Raw genomic sequence first — 21,440 nt, 5'->3', positions numbered from 1 at the left:
AGGAAAAAATATTATTTTACTTGATTAAATTATGAATATTTCCACATCCCAAAAACGCGAACTATTAGCGAAACTACTACAACAAAAAGCCACCAAACAACATTTTCCGCTTTCTTTTGCTCAAAAAAGATTGTGGTTTCTAGATAAATTACAGCCAGGATTATCAGTTTATAACGTACCTGCGGCTTTAAGGTTGACGGGTAATCTCGATGTCACGCGCCTAGAGCAAAGTTTACAATCAATTTTGTTGCGTCATGAGATTTTACGCACCAGTTTTGCTGTAATTAATGATGAACCTGTACAGAATATTGCTGTAAACGTCAAAATAAATCTACCTATAATTGATTTGCGGGAATTATCACCAGAAAATCAAGAATCACAAGTCATACAGCAAGCTAAATTACTCACAGAGCAACCGTTTCAACTTACAGAACCGCCTTTATTACGTGTGGCGTTACTACAACTGAGTGATACTGAATTTGTATTGATTTTGGTCATGCACCACATCATTACAGATTACTGGTCATTTCGTGTTTTGGTGCGGGAATTAATCTCACTTTATCAAGGTCAAACCTTAGCAAAATTACCAATTCAATTTGCAGATTTTGCAACTTGGCAACAAAAATGGCTGCAAAGTGAAGCTAGACAAAATCAATTATTATACTGGCAAGAACAACTAAAAAATTATCCCCGTGAATTATCTTTACCAACAGATTATCCACGTAACGCTATACAAACTTTTAAAGGTGCAAGGCTATTTTTTACTTTATCACCAGAATTATCTGAGCAATTGCGACAATTGAGTCAACAGTATAATGCTACGCTGTTCATGACTCTTTTAACAGCATTTAATATCTTATTATATCGCTACAGTGGACAGGATGATATATTAGTTGGTTCTACAGTTACTAGCCGCGATCGCCCAGAAATTGCTAACCTCATTGGTCTATTTGTTAATAATCTCATATTTCGCACCAATTTATCTGGTAAACCCAGTTTTATCGAACTTCTTAACCAAGTAAAAGAAACAGTTTTAGGCGCGTTATCTCACCAAGATTTACCCTTTGAAGATTTAGTAGAACAACTGCAACCAGAACGAAATTTAAGTCAAAATCCTTTATTCCAGGTAATGTTTGTTCTCCATAACACACCGAATAAAACGACAAATTTACCTGGATTAAAAATTGAACCTCTAGAAACCGAACATTCTACATCTCGCTTTGATATCAGCTTGGATATGTACGAAACACCAAACGGTTTAAGGGGAACTTGGGAATACAGTACAGAATTATTTGAACAAGCTACTATTGAAAGATTAATTGCACATTTTCAAATTTTATTATCAAATATTGTTGATAATCCCAAACAATCTATTAATGAAGTACCATTATTAACAGTTAAAGAACAAAATCTATTAACAGAATGGAACGATACATTTACAGATATTCCAGAATTAACAGTTTATGAATTATTTAGTCAACAAGTAGAAAAAACACCAGATAAAATTGCCGTTCTTTTTGGTAATAAATCCCTAACGTATCAGCAACTAGAACAAGAAGCTAATCACCTAGCTGCCTATTTACAAAACATAGGAGTGCAAGCAGAAACAAGAGTAGGAATTTGCTGCGATCGCTCTCTAGAAATGGTAATCTCCCTATTAGCAGTTCACAAAGCCGGCGGTGCTTACGTTCCCCTCGACCCCGGCTATCCCCAAGAGCGTTTACAGTTTATAATCAACGACTCACAAATCTCAATCTTATTAACTCAAACTTCCTTATTAAACAACCTCCCACTCATAGAGGAAATAGCATTAAATAAACCTCTTAAAACTCCTCTCTGCGCCTCTGCGCCTCTGCGTGAAATAAAAATCATCCCACTCATCAGCAACACCGACAAAACCAATGATTTATCACACCCCAATCAACTCGCCTACCTAATTTACACCTCCGGTTCAACCGGAACACCCAAAGGCGTGCAAATTTTGCACAGAAGCTTAAGCAACTTCTTAACCGCAATGTCCAAAGCACCAGGACTCACAGCAGAAGATAACCTTTTAGCTGTCACCACCCTAGCCTTTGATATTGCAGCCTTAGAGATTTTCTTACCCTTAATTGTCGGTGCTTGTTTAGTCTTAGTAGAAAGGGAAGTCACCCTAGATGGAGAGAGATTAGCACAAGCGATCGCACAACATCAAATCACCTTTATGCAAGCCACCCCAGCAACTTGGCGGTTACTTTTAGCCAGTGGTTGGGAAGGTAAACAGGACTTGAAAATTCTCTGTGGCGGCGAAGCATTAGATAACACCCTAGCCCAACAATTATTATCCTGTACTCAAGAAGTCTGGAACTTATACGGACCAACAGAAACCACCATTTGGTCAGCAGCCCAAAAACTCAGTATAGATGAACCCGTAACCATCGGTCATCCCATCGCCAACACCCAATTTTACGTCCTCGACGAGCATTTACAACCAGTCCCCATCGGCGTACCAGGAGAATTATATATTGGTGGTGCAGGAGTTGCCAAAGGATATTGGCAACGTCCAGACTTAACAGCAGAAAGATTTCTCAATCAACAGTCAACAGTCAACAGTCAACAGTCAACAGTCAACACCTTATATAAAACAGGCGATCGCGTCCGATATCTCCCAGATGGTAAACTAGAATACTTGGGTAGATTAGATTATCAAGTCAAAATTCGCGGTTTTCGCATTGAATTAGGAGAAATTGAGGCAGTATTAGCACAACATCCCCAAATATCACAAGCAGTAGTAAGCGTGCAAGAAGATGAACCAGGAGAACAGCGTTTAGTCGCTTACATCGTCCCCAATTCTCAGGATGTGGGAAGCAATGATTTACAGCAATTCCTCGCCAACAAACTCCCAAAATATATGATTCCTGGGGTGTTTGTCACATTAACAGCCTTACCCCTCACACCTAATGGTAAAGTTGACCGTAAAGCCTTACCCACTCCCAATACCCAATCACAGGTAAATGAAACCCCTCGCACACCAACAGAGGAAGTTTTGGCGAGTATTTGGGCGATGGTGTTGGGTGTCGAGTCGGTGGGTATTGAGGATAATTTCTTTGATTTGGGGGGACATTCCCTGCTGGCGACGCGGTTAATTTCTCAAGTACGGCAGGTATTTGGTGTAGAGTTACCATTACGTAATCTGTTTGAAAGTCCGAAAATTGCGGATTTAGCCAGAGTAATAGAACATAGTCACCACGAAATTAACCCAATATTACCGATTGCTCGCACTGGTAACTTACCTCTATCTTTTGCCCAGCAACGCTTTTGGATTTTAGCGCAGTTAGAACCGGATAGCCCTTTTTATAATATTCCTTTGGCGGTGCAAATTCGGGGTGATATCCACTTGGATAGTTTGCAGCGCAGTTTTACGGAAGTGGTGCGGCGACAGGAAATTTTGCGATCGCATTTCTTGAATGTCGATGGACAGCCTGTTTTGAGGATTGCTGATGTTTGTGATGTCAATATACCAGTGATTGATTTACAGGGATTACCGGAATTTGAACAACAGCAGCAGGTGCAGGAGTTGGCGCGAACTCAGGCGCAGCAGCCTTTTGATTTGGCTGGTTTGTTGTGGCGGGTGCGGTTGGTAAAATTGGGGGAGGGGAATCAGGTATTATTGTTGACTTTGCATCATATTATTGCTGATGCTTGGTCTGTGGGGTTGTTGGTTCGGGAAATTTCTCGCGCATTCGCGGAGCGTCCCGCAGGGAAGGCGCAAAGACGCAGAGAGGAGGAGAGGATTCAGTATGTGGATTTTGCTTTTTGGCAGAGGGAGTGGTTGCGGGGGAGGGTTTTAGAGGAACATTTGGAGTATTGGCGCGGACAGTTGGAGTCTGCGCCGGTGATGTTGGAATTACCGACTGATTACCCCCGTCCGGCTGTACAGTCTTTTCGGGGGGCTGTATATGGGTTTGGTTTGTCGGCGGAATTGACTCAGGGTTTGCAAGGGTTGAGTCGGCGTTATCACAGCACTTTATTTATGACTTTGTTGGCTGTTTGGAATGTGCTGTTATATCGTTACAGTGGTGATGATGATATTGTGGTTGGTAGTCCTATAGCTAATCGCAATCGTGTAGAGACGGAAGGGTTAATTGGTTGTTTCGCTAACACTCTGGCTTTACGTACTGATTTGAGTGCTAATCCTAGTTTTGCTGATTTATTGTCACGGGTTCGGGCAACTGCTTTGGGTGCTTATGCTCATCAGGATTTACCTTTTGAACAATTGGTAGATGTGCTGCAACCAGTGCGATCGCTCAGTCATTCGCCTCTTTTTCAAGTGATGCTGGTGTTACAAAATTTACCTTTGCCAGAGTTGGATATGGGGGGCATAGAATGGCAAGTAATTGAGGCGGATAGTGGTACAGCAAAATTTGACCTGACTTGGTTCGTGAGCGAAACTGCTCAAGGCTTAAGCTGTAAGTTGGAATATAATACTGATTTATTCGCAGCCACAACTATTGAGCGTTTAGCTGGACATTTAGAAACATTATTACAAGCAGTAGTTCTCAATCCCGAACAGCATATTAACGAATTACCGTTATTAACCACTGTTGAACAGCAGCAACTCGCACAATGGAACGCCACTCAACGCCAGTATCCTCAGCAGTGTTTACATGAGTTATTTGAAGCACAGGTGAGACAAACCCCGGAAAAGATAGCAGTGATTTGGGGTGAAAAACAGCTAACATATCAAGAATTAAACACCAAAGCCAATCAATTAGCCTGTCATCTGCAAAGTTTAGGTGTCCAGCCAGAAACGCCCGTGGGAATTTGCGTTGACCGTTCCCTAGATATGATTATCGGCTTATTGGCTATCCTCAAAGCTGACGGTGCTTACGTTCCCCTAGACCCCACTTATCCCGAAGCCAGATTAGCATTTATTATTGAAGATTCCCAAATGCAGGTGTTACTCACCCAGCAAAAACAATTAACTAAACTCCCCCAACTCCAAATCCCCATAATTTCCCTAGACACCCCAATCCCCAGCCCCCAATCCCCAGTCCCCAGTCCCCAGTCCCCAACCAACCTAGCCTACATCATCTACACCTCCGGCACTACAGGCATTCCCAAAGGAGTCGCCATTACTCATCAAAGTCCGGTAACGCTGATGTATTGGGCGCGAGAAATTTACACAAGAGCAGAATTAACAGGTGTTTTAGCTTCCACTTCCATTTGTTTTGACCTTTCAATATTTGAAATCTTCGTTCCCCTAAGTTGGGGAGGTTGCGTCATCCTCGCTGATAATGCCCTACAACTACCAGAATTACCAGCAGCCGCACAAGTTACTTTAATCAATACAGTCCCCTCAGCCGCCAGAGAACTGCTACGTTTAAATGGTATTGCCGCAACAGTACAGACAGTAAACTTAGCCGGCGAACCTTTACCGAAATCGTTGGTAGACGAACTCTATCAACAATCCACAATTGAGCGCGTATATAATCTTTACGGGCCTTCAGAAGATACCACCTACTCTACCCATGCGCTCATTCCCCGCAATAGTCAACAAGCCCCGACAATCGGTCAACCCATCGCCAACACTCAAGTTTATATCCTAGACCAAAACCTGCAACCCGTTCCCGTTGGCATACCCGGTGAAATTTACCTCAGTGGCGCAGGGTTAGCAAGAGGTTACTGGAAGCGTCCAAAATTGACGGACGAGAGGTTTATTAAACAGTCAACAGTCAACAGTCAACAGTCAACAGTCAACACTCTCTACAAAACAGGCGATCGCGCTCGTTATCTTCCAGATGGTAATATTGAATATCTGGGGCGTTTCGACCATCAGGTGAAATTGCGTGGTTTTCGCATTGAATTGGGGGAAATTGAAGCGTTACTTCATCAACATCCAGAGTTAACGCAGGCTGTCGCCATTGTTCGCAATGATACGCCAGAACATAGCCGCCTAGTAGCTTATGTTGTTCCCAAATCTCACATTGAAGCAGCAGAATTAAGGCAATTTTTAGCGGCGAAACTTCCTGCTTATATGCTACCGACAGCGTTTGTCATCCTGGAAACTTTACCTCTAACAGCTAATGGTAAAGTAGACCGTTTTGCTTTACCCATACCTGATTTATCGCCAGTCACCACCACAACCGCACCCCGCACACCCATAGAACAACAATTAATTAATATTTGGACTCAGGTTTTAGGGGTAGAATCTATCAGCATTCATGATAACTTCTTTAGATTGGGTGGTGATTCAATTTTAGCCATTCAAGCAGTAGCCAAAGCGAATCAACAAGGCTTGGCTTTACGACCCCGGCAGATGTTCCAATATCAAACAGTGGCAGAACTAGCAGCCATTGTGGACACTGATACCACATTATCTAGTGAGCAAACACCAATCACAGGGGAAGTTCCTCTCACTCCTATTCAGCAATGGTTCTTTGAGCAAAATCTAGTAGATGCACATCATTGGAATCAAGCCATTCTTTTAGAAGTACACCAATCTCTTAACCCTGATTACTTACGGCAAGCATTAGATCAACTATTAGCACACCATGATGGATTGCGATCGCACTTCCAACAAACCCCCGACGGTTGGCGACAATTTGTAGCAGACATCAATCAATTACATAATACGCAGAAACCTAACCCCCAACCCCTTCTCTACAAGGGAAGGGGAGAAATCAAAGCCTCTCTCCCTCTGGGGGAGAGGCTTGGAGAGGGGTTTTATTATTTTGATATGTCAGAATTGACAAACCTTCACCCAGAAAAAGTATCAGACACAATAGCTAATATTGCCAATGATTTACAAGCCAGTTTCAACCTAGAAACACCGCCATTGCTACGTTTAGCCTATTTTGACTGTGGTGAAACTCAAAATCATCGCTTACTTCTGATTTTCCATCACTTAATCATTGATGGCATCTCCTGGCGGGTGTTTCTCGAAGATTTGCAACTAGCCTACCAACAACTTAGCCAAGGACAGCAAATCCAACTCCCACCCAAAACCACATCCTATCAACAGTGGGCAAATAAACTACAAGAACATACCTGGAGTGCCGATTTACAAGCAGCCTTCAATTACTGGACATCCCCCACTTGGCAACAAATACCACCTCTCCCCGTAGATTATGCCCCAGGTTCTAATACAATGGCAGATGTAGACACCTATTCTACATTTCTCAGCGTCACAGATACCCAAAACCTCCTGCAAGAAGTTCCTCACGCCTACCGTACCCAAATTAATGATGTTTTATTAACAGCCTTAGTCTTAGCCTTCCAAACATGGACGGGTGAAAATCGCTTGTTAGTAGAACTAGAAGGACATGGAAGAGAAGATTTGTTTCCAAGTATTAATTTATCTCGAACAATGGGTTGGTTTACCAGCCTATTCCCAGTATTATTAGATATATATCCCTCTGCCGATCTAGGGATTTCCCTCAAAGCTATCAAAGAGCAACTACGGCAAATTCCAGACCGAGGAATTAGCTATGGGTTGTTGCGCTATTTAGCATCGCCAACAATTCGAGACACTATCAAAGCAATACCTTTACCACAAGTCAGATTTAACTATTTAGGACAATCTGACCAAATTTTCTCGGAAAATTCACTCTTTACCCCAGCCAGTGAATCTATCGGACATAGCCGTAGTTCTAGAGGGAAACGTAACACTCTGATTGAAATTAACAGCATCGTCACAGGAGGAAAACTGCGATGTGATTGGACATACAGCAAACAACTGCATCATCGCCAAACCATCGCCACCTTAGCAGAAAACTATCAACAGATACTACTTTCATTAATTCAGCATTGTCTCACCCCTGAAGTTAGCGGCTTTACTCCCTCTGACTTCCCGCAAATGGATTTCAGTCAAGATGAATTAGATAAGTTGTTGGGAGAGTTATGAGAGGAGTTTTTTTGAAACGCGGAGGTACGCGGAGGTAACGCAAAGGTACGCAGAGTTCTCTTACTCTCTGTGTCTCTGCGCCTCTGCGTGAGCCTAATTAAATACTTGCATCACAACATTACCAAAAATCATGCAACCTGTGGATAAACGCAAAAATATAGAAAATATCTATCCCCTATCACCCATGCAGCAAGGAATGCTGTTTCATACCTTGCTAACCCCCCAAGCAGGGGTATATGTGCCACAGGTTTGCTTGTATCTGGAAGGAAAACTAGATATAAACGCCTTAAAAACTGCATGGAATCAAGTTGTAATTAACCATCCAGCTTTACGCACAGCCTTTTATTGGGAACAGCGAGATAAACCCTTTCAAGTTGTATTTCGCCAAGTAGAAATACCTTGGAAAATTTTAGATTGGCAGACAATATCTGATGCGGAACAGCAAGTAGAATTAGAGATTTTTTTGGAGAGCGATCGCACCTTCTCCTTCGACATCAAACAACCTCCATTATTACGTTTAACCCTAATTCAATTATCAGCAACTAAATATATTCTTATCTGGACACAACATCATTTAATTCTCGATGGTTGGTCATCAGCATTAGTAATTAAAGAAGTATTTCAAAATTATTATAATTCCCCATCTTATTATCCTAATTCCCGCCCCTACGGTGACTACATAGCTTGGTTACAACAACAAGATAAAATTGCCGCTAAAACATTCTGGCAAAAACAACTTGCAGGATTTACTACACCCACTGTCATACAACGATTTGCCCAAAGAGAAAACAAAAACCTCACACCCCAAGAACAAACCCGCAGTCTCACCCCGAATCAAACAACTGGGTTGCAACAATGGGCAAAAGAGCAACAATTAACCCTGAATACTCTCTTACAGGGTGCTTTTGCCTTATTATTAAGCCGCTATTGCAACACCACCGATGTAGTCTTTGGTGCAACCTCATCAGGACGACCCGCAACCCTCGCTGGTGTAGAGTCAATGGTGGGATTATTTATCAATACTTTGCCGGTGCGGGTTCAGGTATCACCCACAGATGATTTAGTTGAGTGGTTGCAAAAATTACAAGCACAACAAGCAGAAGCTCTAGAATATGAATATACATCACTCTTAGAAATTCAAGAATGGAGCGAACTTACACCAGGAACTTCATTATTTGACAGTATTTTAGTATTTGAAAATTATCCCGTTGATACATCGGGAATTTCCCAAAACCAAGATTTACGTATTATTGATATTCAATCTTTAGAATGGACAAGTTTTCCCTTAACCATGTTGGTTTCTGTAGGGAATCAATTGTCATTAAAAGTAAAATATGACCGCAACAGATTTACAGATAATGCCATCACTCAATTATTAGAGCATTTCTGTAATTTGTTATTAGGAATGAGTCAACCAGGGCAAACAATAGGAAACCTACCTTTATTAACTCAGCAAGAGTATGAAACCATCCACAAATGGAATCAAACAGAAGCATATTATCCCCTAGAATGTATTCATCAGCAATTTGACATCCAGGTAGAAAGAACACCCGATGATGTTGCTGTGGTCTTTGAGGAACAACAACTTACCTATAGAGAATTAAATCAACGTGCTAATCAATTAGCTCATTATTTGCAAACCTGGGGAGTACAACCAGAAACACCAGTTGGGATTTATATTGAACGTTCTTTAGAAATGGTCATTGGGATTTTAGGTATCCTCAAAGCTGGAGGTTGTTATGTTCCTCTTGACCCTGCTTATCCTGCATCTAGGTTGACATATATTATTAATGAAACTCAAGTCCCAGTAGTATTAACTCAGGAAAGTTTATTAGAAAAATTGCTAGGGTTTACCTCTTCCCAAGCCTCCAGCAAAGTATTGAATAAAACCTTGTGCTTATGCTTAGATACAGATTGGCAGGAAATCACCCAGAAACCTGACAATAATCCCATCACAAATGTTAATCATGAAGATGCAATTTATATTATCTATACCTCTGGTTCTACAGGCACACCCAAGGGAGTAATTAACACCCATCGCGGTGTGAGTAATCGATTGTATTGGATGCAGCAACAGTATGGTTTAGAAAGAGGAGAAGTTGTTTTACAAAAAACTCCCTTTAGTTTTGATGTTTCAGTGTGGGAATTTTTCTGGACATTACTAAATGGTGGTCGTTTGGTGATGTCTAAACCAGGAGGACATCAAGATCCAAATTATTTATTAGAAATTATTGCACAGCACAAGATCACGACATTACACTTTGTGCCGACGATGTTAGGAGTGTTTTTAGAAGCACCAAATTTAAATGAACGTTGTCACAGCTTGAAGCGGGTAATTTGTAGCGGTGAAGCTTTATCAATAGAAATTCAAAATCGTTTCTTCCAGCATTTGGATGCAGAATTACACAATTTATATGGGCCGACAGAAGCCGCAATTGATGTCACATATTGGCAATGTCAGCCTACAGATAATTTACATACAGTGCCTATCGGTCGTCCAATTGCTAACACCCAAATTTACCTTTTAAATGATTATTTACAACCAGTACCTTTAGGTATTCCAGGTGAAATTTACATCGGTGGTGTAGGAGTCGCCAGAGGTTATTGGAAACGTCCAGATTTAACGACGGAAAGGTTTGTTGGGGGACTGGGGACTGGGGACTGGGGACTGGGGACTGGGGAAAAAAATAACCCAACTCTCAACTCCCAACTCAGCACTCAGCACTCAGCACTCAGCACTCTCTATAAAACAGGCGACCTTGCTCGCTATTTGCCTGATGGTAATTTAGAATACTTGGGGCGATTGGATAATCAGGTAAAAATTCGGGGGTTGAGGATTGAATTAGGGGAAATTGAAGCGGTAATTAATCAACATCCTGATGTACAGCAAGCGGTGGTGATTTTAGACTCAAAACAAGCTGATAATCAGCGTTTAGGGGCTTATGTGGTGCAGAAATCAACTAGCCTTGAGTCGCCAGATTTCACCAGCGAATTAGAAAAATTGTTGGCATCTCAATTACCAGAATATATGTTGCCTTCTGTATTTGTGATGTTGTCAGAATTACCTTTATTGCCTAACGGTAAAATCAATCGTCAAGCTTTACCGACACCTGAAACTGTACGCCATGCAAATCAATCTTATATTGCACCGCGTAATTCTACAGAAACAATTATTGCCAACATTTTGGCCGATGTGTTGCGACTAGAACGCATGGGAGTAGATGAAAACTTCTTTGAATTGGGGGGAAATTCCCTTTCAGCAATTCGGGTGACATCAAGACTCAGAGAAGCTTTTCAATTGGATTTACCTTTACATAGTGTATTTGAAAAACCCACAATTGCCGGACTTGCAGAACGAATTATGATTCTGCAACAGAGTATTCAACAAATGCAAACTACCCCGTCTGAACAATCAGGTCGTAAGGAGATATCGCTATGAAAACTATTGAAAAATTTCTGGCACACCTTTACAGCCTTGATGTTAAATTGTGGGTAGAAGATGCTAATTTACGGTGTAGTATTCCTGAAGATGTGCTGACGGATGAACTGACTGGAGAATTGCGATCGCGCAAATCTGAAATCATCACTTTTTTACGTCAAGCTAAGTCATCTACAAATTATACACAAGCAATTACCCCAGCACCACGCAACGGCAACCTACCTCTGTCTTTTGCTCAACAAAGATTGTGGTTTTTAGAACAATTACAACCCGATAGTTATACTTATAATTTACCGACAGCAGTCAGATTGACGGGGATTTTGGATGTTGGATTATTGGAGCGATCGCTAAATACCATTATCCAACGTCATGAGCTACTACGCACAAACTTCAAAACTGTAGATGGAAATCCTGTTTTAGATATTCAGCCGAGTGTCACCCTTCCCCTGGCTGTGATAGATTTACAAGCCTTTAATCTCCTCGAACAAGATGAAGAAGTCCGTCACCTGGCTTTAAAAGAAGCACAAACACCTTTTGATTTAGCCACAGATGTATTATTGCGGGTGAAAATTCTCCAACTAGCTAAAGATGAAAATGTAGTTTTATTTACCATGCACCACATCGTTTCTGATGGTTGGTCAATGGAAATTTTAGTTAAAGAATTAGCAACCCTTTATACTGCCTTTAGTGGTAATCAACCATCCCCTTTACCAGAGTTAGCAATTCAGTATGTTGATTTTGCAATTTGGCAAAGACAATGGTTACAAGGAGAAGTTTTAGAAACTCAACTAGACTATTGGCGACAACAATTAGGCGGTATCCTCCCAGTATTACAATTACCCACCGACTACCCCCGTGGAAGAGTACAGACATTTCGGGGTGCAATTGAATCTTTTTCTCTCTCTCCTCAATTGAGTCAAGGTATTATCAAACTCGCAAAAAATGCAGGTGTCACGCCTTTTGTTACCCTCCTCACGGCTTATAAAATTCTCCTGCATCGCTATACCGGACAAACAGATATCCTCGTTGGGACTCCCGTAGCTAATCGCCATCGTCGAGAAATAGAAGCTTTAATTGGCTTTTTTGTCAACACATTAGTATTGCGGACAAATTTAGCAGATAATCCCAGTTTTCAGGAATTATTACAGCAGCTAATAAATACAACTTGGCAAGCTTACGACCATCAAGATATACCTTTTGAAAAATTAGTAGAAGTCCTGCAACCGGAAAGAGATTTAAGTTTTAATCCACTATTTCAGGTAAAATTTCGGTTAGAAAATGCCCCTACAGAAAAATTAGAATTACCAGGGTTAACTCTCAGACCTTTAAATCGGACAGAAGCAAGTGCCAAACTAGATTTAAGTTTGGATATGTACGAAACATCAGAGGGTTTTGTAGGTGCATTTGAATATAACCGAGATTTGTTTGCACCAGAGACAATTAACCGAATGGTAGGACATTTTCAAACGGTATTGACGGCGATTGTTGAGAATCCACAAAAACGGATTTCCGAATTACCATTACTGACAGATAAAGAAAAACAAACTATTCTCATTGATTGGAATCAAACCCAAGTAGAATGTCCTAGCCATTTAACCTTTCAAGACTTATTTGCAGCGCAGGTAGAAAAAACACCAGATGAAGTAGCGATTATCTTTGAAAATCAGTCTCTTACTTACACAGAACTCAATCAAAAAAGTAATCAAGTTGCTCATTACCTCAAAAAAAAAGGGGTGAAACCAGAGGTAATTGTGGGATTATGTGTAGAGCGTTCCCCATTAATGATCATCGCTTTACTTGGTATCCTCAAAGCTGGTGGTGCATATCTCCCCCTCGACCCCAATTATCCCCCAGAACGCCTGGGGTATATGTTGGCTGATTCCCAAGTACCAATTTTACTAACAGAAACAAGCCTGAAAGTTGCCACTTCCTCAAGCTACGAAATAATTTACCTAGATACAGACTGGGAAACAATTTCTCAATGCAGTATAGAAAACCCAGAAAGTGAAGTTAAACCAGAAAATTTAGCTTATTTAATTTACACCTCCGGTTCTACTGGTAAACCAAAAGGGGTTTTAATCCCCCACATCGGCTTAACCAACCTCACACAACATAAAATACAAGTTTGTGATGTTCATCCCGGTGATTGTGTACTGCAATTTTTCTCACTCAGCTTTGATGCTTCTATCCCCGAAATCATCATGGCTTTGGGAAGCGGTGCAAAACTTTGTCTAGCCAAATCAGAATCTTTACTACCAGGAGAAACCTTACTAAAACTGCTACGGGACAACGCAGTTACTCATATAACTATCACCCCCTCAGCCCTATCCCTACTCCCCTCAGCAGACTTACCACATTTGCGAATGGTACTAGTAGGAGGTGAAGCACCATCACCTGAATTAATCGCCAAATGGTCACAAGGAAGACGTTTTATCAACGCTTACGGCCCAACGGAAGTTACAGTCAACGCCAGCATGGTACTTTGTGGAAACGGTCATCCCCTAGTTCCCACCATTCGCCCCAGTGCCAACAAACAACTATATATATTAGATAATTATTTACAACCCGTCCCCATCGGCGTAATTGGTGAACTCTACATTGGTGGAATAGGTTTAGCGCGAGGTTATCTAAATCGCCCAGATTTAACAGCCGAAAGATTTATTAGGGACTGGGGACTGGGGACTGGGGACTGGGGACTGGGAAAAGAAGTGTCCTTAGTCAACAGTCAACAGTCAACAGTCAACAGTGATTCCAGACTTTATAAAACCGGTGACTTAGCTTATTACTTACCTGATGGTCGCATCAGACTTTTAGGAAGGGTTGATAACCAAGTCAAAATTCGCGGTTTTCGCATTGAACCGCAAGAAGTGGAAACCTTATTATGTCAACATCCTGGGGTGCGTGCTGGAGTAGTAATTGTCCGCGAAGACCAACCAGGGGAGAAGCGTTTAGTCGCCTACGTCATTCCCAATGAGGAAGGAGGGGAGCAAAAATTTCCCCAATCCCCAATCCCCAATCCCCAGTCCCCAATCCCCAATCCCCAATCCCTCCGAGCTTTCATGCGAGAGAAGTTACCCGAATATCTTGTTCCGTCGGCGTTTGTGCTACTGACTGATTTACCCCTGACACCCAACGGTAAAGTAGACACCCACGCACTCCCCGCACCCGAACAAGTCCTAGCAAACGCTGAATTTATCGCCCCCCGTACAGATATCGAAGCGCAATTAGCCGATATATACGCCCAGATACTCAAGTTAGAAAAGGTGAGTATTCAGGATGACTTTTTTGAATTGGGGGGACATTCTCTCATCGCCACTCAATTAATCGCCCAAGCTTTGCAGGTATTTCAAGTCGAACTTACCGTCATGGATTTGTTTGATGCACCAACAGTAGCAGGTTTAGCGGAACGAATTTTACAACGACAACTAAAGGCAGAAATTCCAGTAATATCTGATACCAGCGATGATGAACGAGAGGAGTTTGAAATTTAACCATGACACAACCAATGTATCTCAAACCCAATGTCATCATTGAACCACTATTCAATCAGTGGTACGCCTGGTCATATTTAATTTCTCCCGCCACAGCCGCAATGTACATTGCTAATTCTCATGTACCAATTATGCAATCATTCATTGCTGCGCCGCAGGTACACCACGATGCTTTAAAAAATCCAGCGATGACTGGTAGCCCCTTCATCAACCATAATCCCAGTCAAGTTGAGGATATTCGGGTATTACTGGAGACAACGCAAAAGCAGCAAGCGCAAATGCTAGAACTAGCGCAAGCAATTCAAGATTTAGAAAAACTCTTAGCTGCACACCCCCAGGGTTATTCTCTAGAACCTTTGTATAGTCAAATTCCTCAACCGCTACGGGGTTACGTAGAATTGGTACAGGATAGTAACAATCACCCCTCAATTCGCTTTATTGAAGGGCTACTATATCGCAGTCCATATTATAATCCTGCCAATCAATCGGTAAATTTGTACTTGGGTGACGGGGATAAACGCGCTTTTGTTTTGAGTACACCGCGCTTACCAGATGACGAGAGTATACATCTAAAAATAGCATTTAGCGATCGCCGTCTTGACCAACTCTCACAAATGCGTCACACTCCCCAACCCTACAACGATATTCGAGACACCCTGCAAATTCAACCTCATCAAGAATCACTATTTGCCGAATTTTTTACCACCACACCCCCCAACCTAGAACCCGACTACACAGAGGAAGCTGTAAGAGTTCGCTACTTTGGTCATGCTTGTGTTTTAATTCAAACCGAATCAGTCAATATTCTCTGTGATCCCATCATTAGCTATCCCCATGATTCGGGGATGAATCGCTACACCTACGAGAATTTACCCCGTGTGATTGACTACGTTATTCTGACCCACAATCACCAAGACCATGTAATGTTAGAAACGCTGTTGCAGTTACGCCACAAAGTTAAAACAGTGGTAGTTCCTAAAAGCAATAAGGGAATATTAATAGACCCTTCCTTAAAATTGATGCTGCAACAAATTGGCTTTGCAGATATCCGGGAAATTGACGAGTTAGAAGTAATTAATCTGACAGACGGATATATTACCGCCTTGCCATTTTTAGGAGAACATGGAGATTTAAATATAGGTGCGAAAGCTGCGTATTTAGTAAATCTTAAAGGACGTTCAATCTTATGTGCAGCCGATTCTAATAATATTGCACCCCAATTGTACAGCCACCTACAGCAAATCTTTGGGGATATAGATGTCTTGTTTATTGGGATGGAATGCGAAGGTGCGCCTTATACATGGGCGTATGGAGCATTATTAACCAATCAAGTACCGCGAAAAATTGCCCAAACGCGACGGTTAGACGGTTCTAATAGTAGCAGAGCGATCGCCCTAGTGCAACAACTGAAACCTCAGCAAGTTTACGTTTATGCAATGGGTCAAGAACCGTGGCTGACCTTCATCACCTCAATTATATATACACCAGAATCCCTAGCTATAATTGAATCTAACAAACTCATTGAATATTGTCATAGCCAAGAAATACTCAGTAAACGCCTCTATGGTTGTGAAGAAATCTTCCTTACACCCAACACTCAACCATCACTTATCCTAGCGAATATTAAAACTCCCTCCCTTTTACAAGGGGAGGGTTGGGGAGGGGTAACTTCAATTCAATCATTACTTTCAGAATTACAAAATTTAGATATTCGGATTTGGTTAGAAGATACTGAGAGCATCCCCAAACTAAGATGTAATGCGCCCAAAGGAGTTTTAACCCCGCACTTAAAAGCACAATTACAAGAACGCAAACCTGAAATCATCGAATTTTTACAGAGTTGTCAACAACCAAAACTAGCAATAGATTGGGAACAAGAAACAACCCTTGACTCGACAATTATTCCTCCTTCTCCATCTGCCTTACCTTCCTCATATTCCTCATTATTATTAACAGGTGCAACCGGATTTATCGGCGCATTTCTCCTAAGAGAACTACTCAACAAAACCACAGCATCAGTTTATTGTTTAATTAAAGCCAATAATCTTGAAATAGCCACCCAAAGAATCATCAAAACCTTACAAGATTACCAAATTTGGGATAGCTCATACTCAGATAGAATTATTCCCATAGTAGGCGACCTAGCCCAACCAAAACTAGGACTATCTGAACTAAAATTTCAAAACCTAGCCAACCAGATAGACGTAATTTATCATAACGGAGCGCGAGTAAATCACACAGAACCTTACAGCCGCTTAAAACCAGCGAATGTTTTAGGTACTCAAGAAATTTTCCGCCTAGCCAGCCAGAGCAAACTAAAACCAGTACATTTAATTTCCTCAATCAGTATTTTGGCAGGTAATAAAAATAGTAATTTCCAGGTGACAGAAGATGCTAACTTAGATGATTATGGCATACCTATTGGTGGCTATCCTCAGAGTAAATGGGCAGCAGAAAAACTAGCGATAACAGCAGTAAAACGCGGAATACCCGTAAAAATTTATCGCTTAGGAGCAGTATCAGGAGACAGTCAAACAGGAGTATTTAATCAAAACGATTTCCTCTATAAACTGCTGTTAGGTTACGTCCAATTAGGCAGCATTCCAGATACACCAATGCCCTTAGAAATCTTACCAGTAGATTATGTTTGTCGCGCCATTGTTGAACTATCAAAAATAACATCCAACCAACAAATATTCCATATCATCCAACCACAAGCAACAACCTCAGACATAGTATTTGAACAACTAAAAAAAGTCGGCATTGAAATTAAGAAAACCTCATATCATCAATGGCGCAACCAAATCTTACAAATAGCCCAAAACTCCCCAGAACACATCTTATATCCTCTAATTCCCCTATTACCCAGACAAAGAACCACCAACCAAACACCAACCAACAACAAACTACAAATTGACAACAGAAAAACCCAAACCATACTAAACCAACTCATCCCCCCACCAACCATCAACGAAACCCTAATTCAAACCTACCTCTCCCACCTCATCCAAAAAAACCTCATCCAAAAACCTCCCTCAAACCTCCGCGCACCTTTGCGTTAACCTCCGCGTACCTCTGCGTTTAAAAACATGATTTCCAACAACCCAAACCATACAGAATACGACACCTGGGCATGGCTATACAACCAAACAATGGGGCCAGAATATAGCCAAAACCAACTAAAACCCCTAGAAAAAATCCTTCTCCCCCAAATAAAACCAAACGCCAAAATCTTAGACTTATGCTGTGGAACAGGACAACTAGTCCAAACTTTAATCAATCGAGGATATCAAATAACAGGCGTAGATAACTCCTCAGAAATGTTAAATTACGCCCGTAAAAACGCCCCAAACGGACAATTTCTCCTAGCAGATGCGCGTTACTTTGAACTTCCCCTATCCTTCGACGCAGCATTTTCCACAAGCGCAGCCCTCAACCACATCATGACAATTCCCGAACTCCAGCAAGTCTTTCAAAGAGTATATTCCGCCCTCAAAGAAAACGGCTGGTTTCTCTTTGACATCAACCATCATCAACAAATGCAACGCTGGTGGAGAGGAAAAATTGCCGAAGGAGAAATAGAAAATAAATACGCTTGGATGGTGACACCAAATTACAACCCAGAAGAACGTCAAGGCTACTTTCAAGTCACCATGTTTCAGAAAAAAACCAAACCATCATCCGCCCGCATAATAAAAATAATTTGGCGTTTATTATCCCCAATATTAAACCACAACCTTTTATATAAACTCCGTATAAAACTATTATCCGTATTTCAAGCCAAAGAAAAAAACTGGCAAAGAATGGACGAAAAATATTTTGTTAGAGGACATATCCCCGAAGAAATCAAAATAGCCCTACAACAAACAGGATTCACCGACATTCAAATCCTCACCCTAGAAGGAAACCCCACAATAGACGATAGACACTCAGCCTACTTCCTTTGTCGTAAACCCGTAAACATCTAACCTTTCTTCCTTTGCGTCTTTGCGCCTACTCTTCGAGAACGACTTCGTCGAATGCGTGAGCTAAAAATCACCTATGACAACAACACAAAAACCCCAAACAACCCCCCAACAAAACCACCTAAAAAACTTCATCCAAAACTACAACCAACGCACCCAAACCTCCAAAAAAATAGCCCAACAAAATCGCCAAATACTAGCCGATAAAACCTCAATAGGTTTCAACTTTGCACCAGAAACCAAAGAACTCTGCTACCCAATTGCTATCGAAAAATCCAACGGTTCTCGCCTGTGGGATGTCGATGGAAACGAATACATAGACATCCTCATGGGACTAGGAATTAACTTATTTGGACATAACCCCCCATTCATTCAAACAGCCATCAGCGAACAACTACAACAGGGAATGCACATCGGTGTCCAAAATACACTAGCTGGCGAAGTAGCCCAACTCATCAGCGAACTAACAGGTGCAGAAAGAGTCACCTTTAGTAACACAGGTACAGAAGCCGTCATGACAGCCGTGCGTATCGCCCGCGCCGCCACAAAACGCCCAAAAATAGCGATTTTCACCAACTCCTACCACGGACACTTTGATTCTGTACTTGTCCGGGCAACAATGACAGAATATGCTAAAAAAGCCGCCCGTCGCATCATCGCCGCTAAATCTGGTAGTTTTATCGGTAGACTAGCCCAACCAATTCAAGCCCTTTTCACAGCCAACCTCAATCCCAAAGCCGTACCCGCAGCCCCAGGTATTCCCAACAGTGCAGCTGCTGACGTACTGATTTTAGAGTACGGTAACGAACATTCTTTAAAGCTGATTCGCAAACATCGCCGAGAACTCGCCGCCGTCTTAGTAGAACCAGTACAAAGCCGTTGTCCCGAACTGCAACCGCGTGAATTTCTGCAACAACTACGACAAATCACCCAAGAACTAGGAATAGTCCTGATTTTTGACGAAATGGTGACAGGTTTTCGCATCCACCCAGGAGGAGCGCAAGCACACTTTGGTGTAAAAGCCGACATTGCAACCTATAGCAAAATCGTTGGGGGAGGTCTACCGCTTTCGGTAATTGCTGGGAAAGCTAGTTACATGAACTACATAGACGGTGGACAATGGCAATTTGGAGATGATTCCACGCCTCAAGTTCCCACAACCTTCTTTGCTGGAACATTTTGCAAACATCCCCTCGCCCTCGCCGCCGCCCGTGCCACCTTACAACACCTCAAAATTTCAGGTATTGAATTACACAACGAATTAAATCAACGGACTACGCAACTCGTCAACGATTTAAATACTCACATGACACAGCAGGGTATAGCTATCAAGTTTACTAGCTTTGGCTCATTTTTTGCTGTAGCAGCCTCCCAAAGCGCAGTTCCCCCAATGGCGATAAACTTACTCTCTTATCACCTCATCACAAAAGGAATACATCTGCGCCAAGGAGACAAAGGCGGTTTTCTTTCCACAGCACACACCGAAGAAGATATTAATCTCATCAAAAAAGCCTTTATCGACAGTATTAACGAACTACGCAACGAAGGATTTATTAACAACTAATCTTCTCTCCGCGCCCCTCCGCGTTTCCCTCTGCGCCCCTTTGCGTTAAAAAAATATGCTCCTAGAACTCTTAAACCCCGCAGAACTCCCCATCCAACAACAGCTAACCCCACCCACCCAAATTAAACTCAAAAAAATCCTCACAGAACTATTAACAGCATTAAATAAACCCGATATTCAACAAGCCATCAACAACATTGAAACTGCAATAGCTGAACTAGAAATATATGATGTATTCCCCCTAGAAACAATTTCTACACAAACAACCTTAAAATACTGGGAAATAGAAGACTTTGACACCTACTTTCATGTCCAACACGTCCAAAGCAATGAACCAGAATTGTGCTTAGTCAAAGGTTTATTATCAGCTTGTCAAACCTTCTTGTATCTCCAACAAGACAATTTAAATCTAGATATTACTCAAATTGAACTACAAAGAGAAGGCTTTAAAAATTATGTCTATCTTTTAGACAGAGTATTTCAACTTAACTTAGAGTCATGTTAAAACTCACACCCCAGGAAATTTGGCAAGGTTTCCATTGGTCATTTTTTATCAATATTCAAGGATTAATTATTTGTTTGCATCGCTTTAATTTAGAATTAATAGACGGAAATTTACAACAAGCACAAATAGAGTTAAAAACAGCTACGAAATTAATGTTAGCTTCTGGTGCATCAATGGAATTAGCAGGTAGCTTAAGCCCAGAATTATATGAAGCTGAAATTCGTCCTTCGATGATGCCTCCTCATGTTAAATCTCATGATTTTAGTGGGTTGATGTCTTGGGAACATTCAGTATTGATTAAAGTTTGGAAACAGTTACGACCTCATTTTGCTAATTTACCAACAGAATTAAAAGCTGAACATCAAGGGTTTGTTGATGCTTATCTTTATCTGGCTAAGTCTCATCGAGCAGTTTGTCAAAAGTTCGGTGGGGAGGAGGCTGGTAGTTTAAGATTTGAGCGTAGTTGTGCTGTTGATGTTTTAGATGCTTTTGCTCGTAGTCGTTGTCAGTTTATTAATCCTGAGAATTTGGAGAAATGTGTCACGCAGAGACGCAGAAGCGCAGAGTGAGATTTATAAGTTTTCTTAGTTC

At 41.5% G+C, this 21,440-nt stretch carries 8 protein-coding genes; all 8 read left to right on the top strand.

What is annotated here, in order from left to right:
• The first annotated feature begins 31 nt into the window (after positions 1-31).
• The 8 genes from ACN222_RS13205 (at position 32) to ACN222_RS13170 (ending at position 21,418) form a co-directional block, all read left to right on the top strand.
• Positions 32-7,885 (top strand): non-ribosomal peptide synthetase, encoded by a 7,854-nt coding sequence (locus ACN222_RS13205; protein ID WP_010996800.1) that lies wholly within the window; start codon positions 32-34, stop codon positions 7,883-7,885.
• 130 nt (positions 7,886-8,015) lie between these two features.
• A complete protein-coding gene (locus tag ACN222_RS13200; RefSeq protein WP_096637148.1) occupies positions 8,016-11,324 on the top strand; it encodes a non-ribosomal peptide synthetase in 3,309 nt (1,102 codons plus the stop codon).
• Entirely contained in the window at positions 11,321-14,815 is a 3,495-nt protein-coding gene (locus tag ACN222_RS13195) for a non-ribosomal peptide synthetase (protein WP_010996798.1), read from the top strand. Before ACN222_RS13200 ends, ACN222_RS13195 begins: the two co-directional genes overlap by 4 nt.
• A gap of 2 nt (positions 14,816-14,817) precedes the next feature.
• Positions 14,818-17,877, top strand: coding sequence for a thioester reductase domain-containing protein (locus ACN222_RS13190; RefSeq protein ID WP_010996797.1), 3,060 nt, complete (start codon positions 14,818-14,820; stop codon positions 17,875-17,877).
• A gap of 27 nt (positions 17,878-17,904) precedes the next feature.
• Entirely contained in the window at positions 17,905-18,783 is an 879-nt protein-coding gene (locus ACN222_RS13185; protein WP_010996796.1) for a class I SAM-dependent methyltransferase, read from the top strand.
• Between the two features lie 73 nt (positions 18,784-18,856).
• Positions 18,857-20,344 (top strand): aspartate aminotransferase family protein, encoded by a 1,488-nt coding sequence (locus ACN222_RS13180; protein WP_044521428.1) that lies wholly within the window; start codon positions 18,857-18,859, stop codon positions 20,342-20,344.
• A 55-nt stretch (positions 20,345-20,399) separates the two neighbouring features.
• Positions 20,400-20,849, top strand: a complete 450-nt coding sequence (locus ACN222_RS13175; protein ID WP_010996793.1) for a hypothetical protein — start codon at positions 20,400-20,402, stop codon at positions 20,847-20,849.
• Positions 20,843-21,418 (top strand): hypothetical protein, encoded by a 576-nt coding sequence (locus ACN222_RS13170; protein WP_010996792.1) that lies wholly within the window; start codon positions 20,843-20,845, stop codon positions 21,416-21,418. Before ACN222_RS13175 ends, ACN222_RS13170 begins: the two co-directional genes overlap by 7 nt.
• The last annotated feature ends 22 nt before the right edge of the window (positions 21,419-21,440 follow it).

The organism is Anabaena sp. FACHB-595 (genome assembly GCF_048568275.1).
In the GTDB taxonomy this organism is placed as follows: Bacteria; Cyanobacteriota; Cyanobacteriia; order Cyanobacteriales; family Nostocaceae; genus Trichormus.
Note: the sequence above shows the minus strand (reverse complement) of the source record. Positions and strands in the feature narration are given on the sequence as shown.